This is a genomic window from Kitasatospora sp. NPDC087861, from assembly GCF_044742585.1.
Taxonomy (GTDB): Bacteria; Actinomycetota; Actinomycetes; order Streptomycetales; family Streptomycetaceae; genus Kitasatospora.
The window spans coordinates 128,862-143,168 of sequence record NZ_JBIUUS010000004.1; the positions used below are offsets into that span (position 1 = coordinate 128,862).

Consider the following 14,307-nt stretch of genomic DNA (forward strand, 5'->3'; position numbering starts at 1 on the left):
CTCTTCGGGGTCGGGTTCTTCGGATGTGGGCTCTTCGGATGTGGGCTCTTCGGATGTGGGGTCGCTGCCGGGGCAGGGGTGGAAGCTCCACGTCAGCGCGGCCTCGGCCGTGGGTGAGGCGGTGCTCGCGGCCGTCACACGGGTCCTCGCCGACGACCCGTGCACCTTCAAGTTCGCCGCCGGGGAGGAGCGCCTGCGTGAACTCAACTCCCGCAACAGCGACCGAGGTTCGGCGGGCAAGTTCATCACCGTCTACCCGGCCGACGACGCGCAGTTCCGGCGGCTGGCCGCCGCACTCGACCGGGCCACCACCGGGCTGCCCGGGCCCGTCGTGCTCTCCGACCGCCCGTACCGACCCGGCAGCCGGGTGCACTACCGGTACGGCACCTTCGCGGCCCGCGCCGAGCTGGGCCACGACGGGGAGTACCGGTCGGTGCTGCGCGGGCCGGACGGGCAGCGGGCCGAGGACGTGCGTGGCGCCTCCTACCGGGCGCCGTCCTGGGCGCGGGACCCGCTGGAGCCTCCGGATGCGCTGAGGACTGCCCGTTCCGGAGCGGCCAAGCGCGGCGGCGTGCTGCTCGCCGGGCGGTACGCGATCACCGCCGCGCTACGGCACAGCGCCAAGGGCGGGGTGTTCCTCGGCCGGGAGGCCGTCGGCGGCGGCGAGGTCGTGGTCAAGCAGGCCCGCGCCCACATCGAGGTCGACCGGGCCGGCACCGACGCCCGAGACGCGCTGCGGCACGAGGCCGCGCTGCTGGCCCGGCTGGAAGGACAGGGACTGGCCCCCCACCCGATCGAACTGATCGAACAGGATGACTCCGTCTTCCTCGTGCAGGAACGAATCGCCGGGCAGCCGCTCGGCGCCTGGGTCGCCACCCGACTGCGGCGCGACGGCAGCCCCGACGTCGATTGGGCCGAAGCCGGGCCGGTCGCGCACGCGCTCCTCGACCTCGTCGAGCAGGTGCACGCCCAAGGGCTCGTCCTGCGCGACCTCTCCCCCGGCAATGTGATGGTCCGCCCCGACGGCGGCCTCCGGCTCGTCGACCTCGAACTCGCCGCCGAGACCGGTCGGCCCGCCGGATCCGCCGGCACCCCCGGCTACCGCGCCCCCGAACAGGGGTCGGGCCGGCTCGCCCTCGTGGCCGGCCCCACCGGCGCCGGGACCTGCGTCGCCGATCCGGCCGTCGACCGGTACGCCCTCGGCGGTCTCCTCTTCCTCCTCGCCACCGGCCACGACCCACTGCTCCCGGACGACCTCCCGCAGGCCCGCCCGGTCGCCGAACGCCTCGGCCGCTGGCTCACCCTCGCCGCCCGCACCGGAACCACCGCCCGCCGCCTCGCCCCCGCCGTCCTCGGCCTCCGGGCAGAGGAGCCGGGACAGCGGTGGAGCCTCGCCCAGGTCCGGGCGGAGCTGGCGGGCGGGGGTGTGGTGGGCGACCCGGCGACGGGCAGCGGCAGCGGACCGGCCATGGGACGCGGCCCAGTGGGCGACCCGGCGACGAGCGCGCCGGGCGTCCCGGCGATGGCCGCAGCCGCTGCCGCAAGCGCCGGACAGACCGACGGCGGCGGGGTCGGCAGCAACCGTGCCGCGACCACCGGTGGCGTGCAGGCCGCCGACGGTCGCGGGCCGGCGGCTGACGCACCCGCCGCCGTCACTCCCCTGTGGCACGCCCCGACCCGACGGATCACGCCCAGCGAACGGTCCTGCGACGCGCGCTCCGGCCCGGCCGAGGTCGCGCCGACCGCCGTGCTCGACCGCGTGCTGCACGACGGCCTGCGGCACCTGGCCGCCACCGCCACGCCACAGCGGCGGGACCGGCTGTGGCCGGTCGTGCCCGCCGGGGAGCGGACGGATCCGTGCAACGTGCAGCACGGCGCCGCCGGGGTGCTGGCCGTGCTGGCGCGGGCGGCGGTAACGGACGGGCTGCCGGACGAGGTGCGGGCGGAGGCCGCGCGGACGGCGCGGACGGCCGCCGGGTGGATCGAGCGGCGGCTGGCCGCCGAGCCGGTGATACTGCCCGGGTTGCACTTCGGGCGGTCGGGCACGGCCTGGGCGCTGCTGGACGCCGCCCGGGCACTGCACGACGACGAGCTGGCCGACCGTGCCGCCGCGCTCGCCCGGCGGATCGCCGTCGAGTGGCCGAACCCCGATGTCTGCCATGGCGCGGCCGGTGCCGGATTCACCCAACTCCGCTTCGCCGCCGATGATTTCGGAGCGAACGGCATCACCGGCGACGGCCTCACCCCTGACGACTCCCGCGATACGACCTTCCTGGCCCGCGCCGCCCGCTGCGGCCGCGCCCTGCTCGCCGCCGCCCGGCGCGAGCCGTGCGGGACGGTGTGGCCGGTGCCGGCGGACTTCGACTCGGCACTCGCCGGGATCACCCATCTCGGTTTCGCGCACGGCGTGGCCGGCGTGGGCGCCTTCCTGCTGGCCGCCGCCGAGGCGACCGGCGACCGGACGCTGCTGGCCGGCGCCGTCGAGGCCGGGCACACGCTCGCCGCGACCGTCCGCTGGGACGCGCCGCACGAGAGCGCCTGGTGGCCGCAGAGCGCGGGCGATCCGGAGAGCGTCCGGCTGTCGCACTGGTGCAGCGGTTCATCCGGTGCGGGCAGCTTCCTGCTCCGGCTCTGGCGGGCCACCGGCGACACCACGGCGCACGGCCTGGCGCTGGCCGCCGGGCGGGCCGTACTGGCCGGGCGCTGGCACGGCGGGGTGAGCGCCTGCCACGGGCTGGCCGGCGACGGCGAGTACCTGCTCGATCTCGCCGATGCTCTCGGCGAGCCTGAATTCCGTACCGGTGCCGAGGAGTTGGCGCAGCTGATCGCCGCTCGATCTGCGCTGCGGGACGGCCTGCTGGTGCTGCCGGACGAGACCGGGACGGGCTGCGCGGCCGGCTACGGCACCGGCACGGCAGGCGCGCTGGCCTTCCTGCTGCGACTGCGGCACGGCGGCCCCCGGCCGTGGGTGGATCCGGTGTCGCCCGACGTGCACCAACTCCATTGCACGGCAAGCGGGGTGAGCGGGACGTGAACGTGGCCACCCGGACCGTCGCGCAGGCGCTGCGCAGGCTGAGCTTCACCTTCGCCACCGACGGCAGTCACGCCGCCTGCCTGGCCTCGGCCGCCGACGGCGGCTGGTACGTGGAGAGTTGGCGGCTGCCCTCGAACGGCGGTCCGGCCACGCCGCTGGCGCTGCCGCTGTCCGGCAACCGGTCGGAGAGCCTGCGCTCGCAACTGGTCGCACTGCCGGACGGTTCGGTGCTGGTCTGCCGGCACGACGGCGAGCGGCACGACCTGGTCCATCTCTCGTACGGCGAAAACGCCGCCGTGGAGCAGCAGTTGGCCACGATCCGGATGCCCGGGCTGCGGCTGCTGCCGCTCCCGGCGGCCCCGGGGGCCGGTCCGCGGACGCCGGTGGCACTCGCCCTCGGCACGGACACCCGCCCGGCAACCACCGCATGGCTGGTGCGGACGGACGGCAGCGAGCCCGAACAGGTCGCCGAGATCCCGGGGTTGCACGGCGGCGGCGCCTGGCTGGACCACGCCGGACTGCTGCTGTCGCTGGACCGGGTGAACGCGGGGCTCGTCCGCAGCGTGGTGCTGGACCTGCGCAGGGGCGTGACCACCCCGCTGCTGGAGATCGGCGAGCGCAGCAACGACCGGCTGGTGCTGTTCGACCCGGACTCCCGGTTCGCGATGGTGCGCAGCGACGCGCCGGGCACCGACCGGCTCGGCTGGGGCGTGCTCGGCGGCGGGGCGCCGCTGCGGTTCCCGGAGTGTCTGCACGTCGCGGGCATGTTCCTGCGACCGGTCGCGCTGCGACAGACGGCGGACGGCCCGCGGGTGGCGGTGCAGGTCGACCACGGCGCCGGCTCCGCGCTCGCCCTGTGGCGGCCCTCCGCCGGTCGGCTGGACCCGCTGCCGGTGCCGCCCGGTCGGCTCGGCGCGGTCGGACACTGGGACGAGGCGGCGCTGCGGCTTCCGTACTCCTCGCCCGACCACCCGGCGGCGCTGGCCGCCCTGGACGTGGACGCGCTGCTGGCGCACGGCCCGGCGACGGCCGCGTCCGGCCCGATGCCGCTGCCGCTGCAACTGGCCCCGCTGAGCTCCGGCCTGCCCGGTCCGTGGCGGGACACCGCCCTGCCCTGGCAGCCGGGTGGGCCGCGCATCTCCCGGACCCCGCCACCGGGTTGGCGCGTGGACGGCAGCACCGAGCCTGGGGACGGCGGCCGCTGGCAGCCTGCCCAGAGCCTCGAACTCGCCGGTCCGGCCGGGCCGTTGGAGGCCGTGGTGTACGGCGGGGATGCCTGGCTGAGCAGCCCGCGCCTGGTGCTGGCGCTGCACGGCGGCCCGGCGGACGCCTGGCGGCTGGAGTTCGACCCGGCGTTGCAGCGGATGGCCGCCGAGGGTCTGGCGGTGGTCGCGCCGAACCAGCGCGGCTCCACCGGCTACGGGGTGGCGCACGCGATGGCCATCCGGGGCGCCTGGGGCGGGCCCGACCTGGACGACGTCCTGTACCTGCTGGACGGCATCGCGGGTCAGCGCGCGGCGCTCGGCCTGGAGCCGCCCGCTCTGTTCGGGGTCAGCTACGGCGCGTTCCTGGCGCTGCTGGCGGCCGCGCACGCGCCGGCCGAGCAGGTGTCCCGCTGCGCGGTGGTCGCGCCGTTCCTGTCCGGCGCCCGGCTGCTGGCCGAAGCGGCCTCCCCCGTACGGGCGTTGGCCACCCGGCTGGGCGGCGGCGATCCGATCGCCGACGCCCGGGGCCCGCGCGACGTGCTGCAGTTGGCGCACCGGCTGAGCGCCCCGCTGCTGGTGGTGCACGGCAACCGGGACGAGGTCGTCCCGGTCAGCCAATCCCGGTCGCTACGGCACGAGTTGCTGCGGATCGGCCGGGTCGAGGGCGCGGACTTCCGGTACGTCGAGGCGGCCGGCTCCGGTCACGAGGTGCTCGCCGAGGAGGGCGCGGCCGTGCTGCACGAGCTGCTGGCCGCGTTCCTGCGGACCGGCCGACCGGGGTGACCTGAGCCCCGGCGCCGCGGTGGCTCGCTACCGCAGCAACTCGACATCTCGACATTTCGACACCCAGACTCCCGGGCCCCACGGCCCGGGGCACCACCCCGGTGCGGCGGACCGAGCCGCCCGGGGAGCGATACCCGATGCCCGCAGGCAGATCGCGGCGGGCGTAGTTCCAGGGGAGGAACCCGATCATGGAGAACATGGTGGACTTCGAGACCGACCTCGCGGCGCTGCAGGACCTGCCGGAGACCGAGTCCGTCGAGCTGACCGGCCACGGCGCCGGCTGCCAGTACACCTGTCTCATCCTGACCTGCCTGATCTTCACCAACAGCTGATCCAGGCGGTGAGCCGCCGGTGCCGTCCCTGCCTGTCCGGACAGGCAGGGACGGCACCGTCCGTTTCCCACGACCGGCCGACGGCCCGACCGCTCCGACCGCTCCGGCCGCTCCGGCCGCTCCGGCCGACCTGACGTCCCGACGTCCCGACATCCCGACATCCCGACATCCCGACGGGAGCTTCGACTTGCCCCGCCGCCCCACCAGTTGGGCCCTCGCACTCGGCATCGCCCTGCCGGTCGAGGCCGCCACCACGCTCGCCCTGCCCGCCGTCCTCGCCGCGGCCGTCGACGCCGCCCTCGGCCACCGGCCCGGGCCCGGCGCCTTCGTCCGGCTCGCCCTCGTGCTGGGCGTGGCCGCCGCCGCCAACGCCACCGCCGCCGCGGCCGGACCGGCCTGCTCCGCCGAGGCCACCGCCGCCCTGCGCGGACGCCTCGTCCGCCACCTGCTCGCCCTCGGGCCGGGCGGCCGGCTCCGCCACGGACCGCCGCCCGGCGACCTGGCCGCCCGGCTGCTGGGCTCCGCCGGCGACGCGGGCGGCCGGCTGCCCGCCGTCCTCGGCGCAGCCACCGCGCTGCTCACCTCGGCGGGCGCGATCGTCGGACTCGGGCTGCTGTCGCCGTGGCTGGCGCTCGCCTTCTTCGCGGGCGTGGTGCCCGGCGTGGTGCTGATCAGGCTCTTCCTGCGCGAGGCCGGGCCGGTGTTCGCCCGCTACCAGGCGGTCCAGGCCGACCTCGCCGCCCGGCTGAGCGGCGCCCTCACCGGACTGCGCAGCATCCACGCCGCCGGCGCCGAACAGCGCGAGGCGGCACGGGTGCTCGCGCCACTGCCGGAACTGTCCGCCGCCGGGCACGCGCTCTGGGCGGCGCAGCGGCGCACCGCCTGGCAAGCCACCCTGCTGATCGCGGTGGTCGAGGTGGCGGTGCTCGCCACCGCCGGAGCGCTCCTCGCGCGCGGCGCCCTGGCCCCCGGGGCGCTCGCCGCGGCGGCCGGCTGGGCGGCGCTCGGCGCGGGACTGTTCGAGCAGGTCGAGGCGCTGGTCGGGGTGGCGCACGCGCGGGCCGGGCAGGGCCGGGCCGACGAACTGCTGGCGCTCCGGCCCGCCGAACCCGGTACGGCCGCCCTCCCGGCGGGCGGCCGTGGGGAGGTGGTGCTGCGCGGCGTGGTGGTGCGCGACAACGACCGGGTGCTGCTCGGCCCGCTCGACCTGACCGTCCCCGGCGGCCGTACGGTCGCGCTGGTGGGGCGCTCCGGCTCCGGCAAGTCCCTGCTGGCCGCGCTGCCCGGGCGGCTGCGCGACCCCGACGAGGGCGCCGTGCTGATCGACGGCGTACCGGTGGACGCGCTCGCCCCGTCCGAGCTGCGGCACGCCGTCGGCTACGCCTTCGCCCGGCCCGCACTGGTCGGCCGTACGGTTCGCGACGCGCTGGCCGGCGCCGGCCCAGCCGAGGCGGCGGCCGCCCGGGCGGACGGCTTCCTGCGACGGCTTCCCCGGGGCTGGGACACCCCGCTCGACGACCTCAGGCTGTCCGGCGGTGAACTGCAACGCCTCGGCCTGGCCCGGTTACTGGGCCAGCCCGCCCGGGTGGTCGTCCTCGACGACGCCACCTCGGGCCTGGACCTCGCCACCGAGTACCAGGTCACCGAGGCGCTCGACCGCGCCACCCTCGGCCGCACCCGCCTGGTGGTCGCCCACCGCGCCGGCGTCGCCGCCCGCGCCGACCTCGTCGCCTGGCTCGAAGCCGGCCGCCTCCGCGCCCTCGCCCCGCACACCGCGCTCCTCACCGATCCCGACTACCGCGCCGCCCTGTCCGACACCACCCTCCAAGCAGCCACCGCCTGATGGCCCGCCACCGCACCCCGCCCGGCGGCCACACCGAAGGTCGGCCCGAGCGACTTCCGGCGCCGCCCACCCCAGCGCCCCCGCCGCCGCTACCGGACCAACCTGCGGCACCGCCCTGCACAGAAGGTCGGCCAGACCGACTTCCGATACAGCCCTCCGAACCCGCCGCACCCCCAAGCCCGACAATCGAAAGTCGGCGCCACCGACATCCCGTGCCGCAACCAGCGGCGGTAGCGGGAATCCGCCGGGGCCGCCGGGGCGGCACAGGCCAATCGCCCGGCCCGGGAAGTCGACGGCATCGACGTCCCGCAACGCAGTCGGCAGCGGCGGGTGCTCGTCGGGTCGGCGTGGGAAGTCGGCGGTGTCGACTTCCCGTGTCCGGCTCCCCCGGGTGGGGGCTGCTGTTCCGGCAGCTCGCCGTCACGCGTGCGCCGCTGCTCCGGTTGCTCGCGTGGTCCGGGGTGGAGGCGTTGCCACCGCTGCTGTCCGGGCTGCTCGTGTCGGCCGCCGTCGACCAGGGGTTCCTGGTGGGGCGGCCGGGGGTCGGGGTGACCTGGCTGGCCGGGTTCGGTGCCGCCATGGCCTTCCGGGCGTACGCGGCACGGGCCGGGTTCCCGCACCTGGCGGGGGTGGTGGAGCCGCTGCGGGACGCCCTGGTCGAGCGGGTGGTCCACAGTGCGCTCGCCCGGCCCTCGGCGGACCCGGCCGAGGTCGCCCGGCTCACCGAACAGGTGGAGTCCGCGCGGCAGTTGACCGCCACCCTGCTGCGCACCCTGCGCGGCGTCGGGGTCACCCTGGCCGCCGCCCTGGTCGGCCTGGCGCTGCTCTCGCCCGCCGTCCTACCGCTGGTCCTGCTGCCGCTGCTCGCCGCCGGGCTGCTCTTCGCCCGCCTGCTGCGCCCGCTGGTGGCGCGGCGGAGGGCGGTCGTCCTGGCCGAGGAGCGACTGGCCGCCGAGGCGGACCGGGCGCTGCACGGGTTGCGCGACGTGCAGGCGACGGGCACGCAGGAGCGGGTCACCGAGGCGCTGACCGACGCCGCCCGAGCGAGCGCCGCGGCTTCCCGCGCCCTGGGCCGGGCCTCGGCCCTGCGCGCGCTGGTCGTGGCACTCGGCGGTCGGCTGCCCGTACTGGCCGTCCTCGCCGCCGCACCGTGGCTGCTGTCCCGCGACGCCCTGACCCCCGGCGAACTGCTCGGCGTCGCCACCTACCTGCTCCAGCAACTCGACCCGGCTGTACGGACATTGGCGGGCACGGTCGGCGGCTGGCTCCTCGGCCTCGCCGTCGTCCTGGACCGCCTGGCCGGCACCACGAGCGACGCCCCGGTCGCAACGACCGTCGGCGGTGTCCGCCCCTCAGCTGCGGGCGCGGGTGCGCAGACGCACGCCCCACTGCCCAGCGCGGAAAGCACGGCGGGCCCCCCGGCCACCCCCGCCGCAGCGGCGGGCGCCCCGCCCGCCCCACCCGGTGGTGCAGTGGCGGGCCGGGCTCCGGAGGTGCGGATCAGCGGGCTGCGGTACGGGCACGGCGGCGCCGGGGCGGCGGTGCTGGAGGGGCTGGAGGCCGGGTTCGGGGCCGGAGAGCATGTGGCCGTGGTGGGCGTGAGCGGGGCGGGAAAGTCGACGCTGGCGGGCCTGCTGGCCGGCGTGTTGGCGCCGACGGACGGGGCCGTGACGGTGGGCGGGGTACGGCCGGCCGGGTTGGCAGGTGCGGAGCGGGCCCGGCTGGTGGCGCTGGTACCGCAGGAGGCGTACGTGTTCCCGGGGCCGCTGCGGGACAACCTCTCCTGGCTCGCCCCGGGGGCCACGGACGATCAACTGGCCGACGCCGTAGCCACCTTGGGCGCCGGTCAGCTGGTCGCGCGACTGGGCGGGCCGGACGCCGTCCTGCGCGATCCGGGCGTGCTGTCGGGTGGGGAGCGGCAGTTGCTCGCGCTGGTGCGGACGTACCTGTCCCCGGCGCCGGTCGTGGTGCTGGACGAGGCGACCTGTCACCTGGACGCTGGCGCGGAGGAGCGGGTCGAGCGGGCCTTCGCCGCCCGGCCCGGGACGCTCGTCGTGGTCGCGCACCGGATCAGCTCGGCCCTGCGCGCGGACCGGGTGCTGCTGCTGGACGGCGGACGGGGGCTGCTCGCCCGGCACGGCGATCTGCAGGTGCTGTCCCCGTTGTACCGCGAGTTGGCGGGTCACTGGCTGGGCTCGACCGCAGGGCACGCGTCATGATCTCGATAGGATCTCCTCCGTTCCGGCCGTTATGGTGGCCGGGGCACGGGCCGCGATCACCGGCTGTGGCGCGTACCGAGCGCCCGATCGGGGACCCGACCGCGCGCGGACAGCGCCGGCCGGGCGCCGATGACCTGCACCCTCCGCACGGAAAAGACGATTTCAGATGTCCGACACCCTCACCGACACCACCGGACCCGCGGCCAACGGGACCGACGCCGACGAGAGCACGGCCGAGGACAGCGCGTCGCACGGCCGGCACCGCGGCCGGTCCGCCGCCGACGACAGGCCCGAGGCCGACCCGCACGGCCGGCACCGCGCCGCGGCGGACCGGGGCTGAGTACACCCGCACCGGCCCGTCGGGGAACATCCCCGGCGGGCCCGCACGCCGTCGGGCCGCGAAGCGGCTCAGCCCAGCATCACGACCGTCCGCAGCGCCTCGCCGCTGCGCATCTGGGCGATCGCCTCGTTGACGTCCGGCAGGGCGACGCGGTGGGTGATCATGCCGTCGAGGTCGATCCGCCCGGCCCGCCACAGGTCGACGACCAGCGCGATCGTGCGCGCCACCGGCGCCCCGCCGTAGAGCGAGGGCAGCAGGCGCTTCTCGTTGAAGAACAGCTCGCCCATGGTGAACTGCGCGAGGTCGTCCTGCGCGCCGGCGCCGATCACCACGACGGCGCCGCCGCGCCGGGCCGCGTCGTAGCCGGCCCGGACGGTGGCGGCCCGGCCGACCGCCTCGAAGACGTAGTCGAAGCCGCCGCCGGGCAGGCCCTTCGCCGCCGCCCTGAGCTCCTCGGGGGCGATCGCCTCGGTCGCGCCGAAGGCCAGCGCCCGCTCGCGGCGCGAGGCGACCGGGTCGACGACGGTGATCCTGGCGGCGCCGCAGACCCGGGCGCCCTGCACGGTGGCGACCCCGACCCCGCCCGCGCCGATCACCGCGACCGAGGCGCCGGGCTCGACCCGGGCGGTGTTGACGGCGGCGCCGACGCCCGTGGTCACCCCGCAGCCGATCAGCGCGGCGGCCTCGTACGGCAGGTCGGCGGGCACCTTGATGACGGCGTCCGCGGCGACCACGACCTCCTCGGCGAACGCCCCGGTGCCGTAGAACCCGGAGGCCTCGACCGCCGCGCCGCCCTGCTCGAAGCGGAAACCGGGGGCGCCGAGCCGCCGCAGGCTGGCGATGCAGAGGTGGCCGCGGCCCCGCTCGCAGTGCGCGCAACGGCCGCAGGGCGCCATCCAGCAGAGCACCACCCGGTCGCCGGGGGCGAGGCCGGGCACGCCCTCGCCGACCTCGACGACCTCCCCGGCACCCTCGTGCCCGGGGACGAACGGCGCGGGCTGCGGCAGGACGCCGCTCATCGCGGAGAGGTCGGAGTGGCAGAGGCTGGCCGCACGCATCCGGACCCGTACGGTGCCCGGCCCGAAGCCGACCGCGATCACGTCCTCCCGGACGTCGAGGGTGTCCTGGCCGGTCTTGTGCAGGACGGCTGCGCGCATGGAACTGCTCCCGGTGTGCCTCGGTTTCCGCGGTCGGGGCCGATTCTGGCACGGGCCGCGCGAGCCGACTAGAACACGTTCCAGAACACCCCGCCCGCCCCGGCGCCGGAGGCCGGCCGTGGGGGCGTGGCCCTGCCGGTGCCGGCGGGCCTACCGTCGAGTAGGGTCCGGGGCGAGCACGTCCGCCCACGTCCTGGACGTCCCGAGCCCGAGGAGCACCGCATGTCCGACCTGCTGGAGAGCGCCCGCCCGGCGCCCGAGGTGCTGGCGGCGTTCGAGGCGGCCACCGGGTTCATGCCGGTGGACGAGGGGCTGGCGCTGTACGCGGCGGCGGTGACGGCGGCGCGGCGCACCGGGCTGCCGGTGCTGGAGATCGGCACCTACTGCGGCCGCTCGGCGATCCTGCTGGCGGCGGCGGCCCGGGAGGCGGGGACGGTCGCGCTGACGGTGGACCACCACCGCGGCTCGGAGGAGCAGCAGCCCGGCTGGGAGTACCACGACCCGACACTGGTGGATCCGGAGGTGGGGCTGATGGACACCCTGCCGCGGTTCCGCCGGGCGCTGCACGCGGCCGGGCTGGAGGAGCACGTGGTGGCCCTGGTGGGCCGCTCGCCGCGGATCGCGGCGCTGTGGGGACGGCCGCTGGCCCTGGTGTTCATCGACGGCGGTCACACCGACGAGCACGCGACCGGCGACTACGAGGGCTGGGCCCCGCACCTGGCACCGGAGGGGCTGCTGGTGGTGCACGACGTGTTCCCGGACCCGGCGGACGGCGGCCAGGCCCCGTACCGGGTGTACCTGCGGGCGCTGGCCGAGGGCTTCGAGGAGGTCTCGGTGACGGGCTCGCTGCGCGTCCTGCGCCGGGCCGGAGCCGACGGGCGCTGACGGGCGCCACCGACCGCCGAACCTCCCGGGCCGCCCGATCCTCCGAGCGGCCCCACAGCCCTGCCCGGATGCTCTAACGTCGTGCCGGAGCTGTCGGGCGGGGGTTCGAACGGTACGGTGTCCGCGCAGCACCAGGCAGAGCATCGGCGGACGGTGGGGGCTAGCGGCACATGACGGACCAGCACAACACCGCTCCGGCGGTCTGGGATCCCACCGCCCGCGGCGGCGCGGGCGGCTGGGTCCGCGGCCCGCAGCGCCCCGCCGAACCCCAGCCCACCGGCCCGCAGCCCACCGAGCCCCAGCCCGCCGCACCGCAGCCCACCCCCGGCGCGGTCGGGGACCAGGGCCCGCCGCTGGGCGCCCGCCCGTACCTGGCCGCCGCCCCCGGCCACGAAGCCCCGGCCGCAGCCGGCTTCCCCACCGCCCCGCGACCGCCGTCCGTGCCGCCGCCCGCGCCGTTCCCCTCCCACGTGACCGCGCAGGCCCCCGGCCCCGGCTACGTGTACCCGCCACAGCCGCCCGCCGGCCCGCCGCAGCCCCCGTACGGCCAAGCCGCCGGCCCGTACCCGGCCCAGCCCGGCCAGCCCGCCGACCACCCCGACTACCCCACCGGCTACGCGGACCCGGACGACGAGGACCGCCCCGTCAACCGGAAGGCGCCGCTACTGATCGGCTTCGCGCTGCTCCTGGTGGTGGCGGTCGGCGGCGGCCTGCTGTGGGCCGCCAAGGGCGGCGGCGACAAGAAGGACCAGGCCGCGCCCGCTCCGTCCGCCGCCGTCACGACACCCGGCGGGAACCCGCAGCCGGTCCCGGCGCCCACCGGCACGGACGCCGCGCCGGGCGCCACCGACCCGGCCTCGCCCGCCGCGACCCCGAGCCCCACCGCCTCGGGCGCCGGTGCCAACGCCAAGACCCAGGCGCAGGCGCTGGACGACCTGCTCACCCAGGGCGAGAGCGCGAAGGCCCCGATCGGCAGCGCGGTCGCCAAGGTGATCAGCTGCCCGGCGAAGCCCGACATCGAGAGCGCGGCGCAGGTGTTCGACAACGGCGCCAAGCAGCGCGACGAACTGCTGCGCAAGCTCGCCGGGCTGAGCGCCTCCGACGTGCCGGGCGGCGCGGACGCGGTGGCGTCGCTGAAGTCCGCCTGGCAGCTGTCGGCCGACATAGACCGGGCGTACGCGAGCTGGGCGCGGGCGGTCGCCGGCCAGGGCTGCTCGGGCTCGGCCCCGACCACCGCCGACAAGAAGCGCGCCGACGAGCTCAACCCGCAGGCCACCCAGGCGAAGAAGGACTTCGCGGGCAAGTGGAAGCCGATCGCCGACACCTACGGCCTCACCCCGCGCACCCAGGACAGGATCTGACCCGCTCGTGACCGGCCCGACCGCTCGACCGCCCCGCCGTTCCACCCTGCTGCGCACCACCACGGTGGTGGGCGCGGCCGTTCCGCTCTGCCTGGCGGGCTGGCTGGGCTGGCAGGCCCTCGACGGCTCCGGCCCGGCGGGCAGCACCGCCGCACCAACCACCGCACCGGCCGCGCAGTCCGGCCCCACCGTGCCCGGCACTCCCACCCCGGGGACCGGTACGCCGGAGACCGCCACACCCGGGACCACCGCACCCGGGACCGCGCCCGACAGCGCCGCACCCGGCACCCCCGCCCCGGCCCCGTCGGACACCCCGTCCGCCGCCGGCCCCGCCGCCCCGGTCTCCCCCACCGCGCTCACCGGCCGCACCATCGTGCTCGACCCCGGCCACAACCCCGGCAACTTCGCGCACTCCACCGAGATCAACCGCCAGGTCGACGTCGGCAACTCCCGCAAGGAGTGCGACACCACCGGCACCGAGACCAACTCCGGCTACACCGAGGCCGAGTACACCCTGGACGTCTCCCGCCGGGCCCGCGCGATCCTGGCCGCCCGCGGCGCCGCAGTGGTGCTGGTGCAGGACGGCGACCGCCCCTGGGGCCCGTGCGTGGACGAGCGCGCCCGGGCCGGCGCCGCCGCGCACGCCGACGTGGCGCTGTCGGTGCACGGGGACGGCGGTCCGGCGGCCGGCAGCGGGTTCCACGTGATCCTGCCGGCGAAGGTGGTGGCCGGGAAGGCGGACAACTCGGCGATCGTCGAGCCCTCGCGCCGGCTCGGCCTGCTGCTGCGCGAGCGGTTCCGCGCCGCGACCGGCGAGCCGTACGCGGACTACACCGCGAACGAGGGTCTGGACACCCGCTCCGACCTGGGAGGTCTGAACCTGTCCGCGGTACCCAAGGTGTTCATCGAGTGCGGTAACATGCGCAACTCGACGGACGCGAAGCGGATGACGGATCCTCAGTGGCGGCAGCTGGCGGCCCAGGGGATCGCCGACGCGCTGACGGCGTATCTGACCACGCGGTAAGGGAGTTGGGACAGGAGCGACCGGCGGTGTGCGGCCCGCCCGGCCCGCGCCGTTTGCAACGAGTTCGCCCCATTCCCGGTCCCGCCGTGCACCGGCGGTGCGGTTGGGCCTAGGCTTCTGGTCC

The 14,307-nt window shown here is 76.9% G+C and carries 10 protein-coding genes; 9 read left to right on the forward strand and 1 reads right to left on the reverse strand.

All coding sequences use genetic code 11. The annotated features are described in order from the left end of the window. Positions 1-55 precede the first annotated feature (55 nt). The 6 genes from ACIOJE_RS07875 (at position 56) to ACIOJE_RS07900 (ending at position 9,756) form a co-directional block, all read left to right on the forward strand. Entirely contained in the window at positions 56-3,034 is a 2,979-nt protein-coding gene (locus ACIOJE_RS07875; protein ID WP_400774181.1) for a lanthionine synthetase LanC family protein, read from the forward strand. Then, a complete protein-coding gene (locus tag ACIOJE_RS07880) occupies positions 3,031-5,022 on the forward strand; it encodes an alpha/beta hydrolase family protein (protein WP_400774184.1) in 1,992 nt (663 codons plus the stop codon). Before ACIOJE_RS07875 ends, ACIOJE_RS07880 begins: the two co-directional genes overlap by 4 nt. 188 nt (positions 5,023-5,210) lie before the next feature. Further along, positions 5,211-5,354, forward strand: a complete 144-nt coding sequence (locus ACIOJE_RS07885) for a VenA family class IV lanthipeptide (protein WP_159398410.1) — start codon at positions 5,211-5,213, stop codon at positions 5,352-5,354. 187 nt (positions 5,355-5,541) lie between these two features. After that, positions 5,542-7,197: an ATP-binding cassette domain-containing protein gene (locus ACIOJE_RS07890; RefSeq protein ID WP_400774186.1), complete on the forward strand. Its 1,656-nt coding sequence runs from the start codon at positions 5,542-5,544 to the stop codon at positions 7,195-7,197. A gap of 374 nt (positions 7,198-7,571) precedes the next feature. Then, the gene (locus ACIOJE_RS07895) at positions 7,572-9,416 is read left to right on the forward strand and encodes an ATP-binding cassette domain-containing protein (protein ID WP_400774189.1); all 1,845 of its coding nucleotides are present in this window, start codon (positions 7,572-7,574) and stop codon (positions 9,414-9,416) included. Positions 9,417-9,582: 166 nt separating this feature from the next. Further along, positions 9,583-9,756 carry a hypothetical protein gene (locus ACIOJE_RS07900; protein ID WP_280674760.1) on the forward strand — a complete coding sequence of 58 codons (174 nt, stop codon included), beginning with the start codon at positions 9,583-9,585 and terminating at the stop codon, positions 9,754-9,756. 68 nt (positions 9,757-9,824) lie between these two features. On the opposite strand, the gene ACIOJE_RS07905 is transcribed toward ACIOJE_RS07900, so the two are convergent. After that, positions 9,825-10,913: an alcohol dehydrogenase catalytic domain-containing protein gene (locus tag ACIOJE_RS07905; RefSeq protein WP_400774193.1), complete on the reverse strand. Its 1,089-nt coding sequence runs from the start codon at positions 10,911-10,913 to the stop codon at positions 9,825-9,827. Between the two features lie 222 nt (positions 10,914-11,135). On the opposite strand from ACIOJE_RS07905, the gene ACIOJE_RS07910 reads away from it, so the two are divergent. The 3 genes from ACIOJE_RS07910 to ACIOJE_RS07920 all read left to right on the forward strand — a co-directional run bounded on the left by ACIOJE_RS07910 (position 11,136) and on the right by ACIOJE_RS07920 (position 14,183). Next, a complete protein-coding gene (locus ACIOJE_RS07910; protein WP_400662213.1) occupies positions 11,136-11,798 on the forward strand; it encodes a class I SAM-dependent methyltransferase in 663 nt (220 codons plus the stop codon). Between the two features lie 170 nt (positions 11,799-11,968). Continuing rightward, the gene (locus ACIOJE_RS07915) at positions 11,969-13,159 is read left to right on the forward strand and encodes a hypothetical protein (RefSeq protein WP_400774196.1); all 1,191 of its coding nucleotides are present in this window, start codon (positions 11,969-11,971) and stop codon (positions 13,157-13,159) included. A 7-nt stretch (positions 13,160-13,166) separates the two neighbouring features. After that, positions 13,167-14,183 carry an N-acetylmuramoyl-L-alanine amidase gene (locus ACIOJE_RS07920; protein WP_400774199.1) on the forward strand — a complete coding sequence of 339 codons (1,017 nt, stop codon included), beginning with the start codon at positions 13,167-13,169 and terminating at the stop codon, positions 14,181-14,183. The last annotated feature ends 124 nt before the right edge of the window (positions 14,184-14,307 follow it).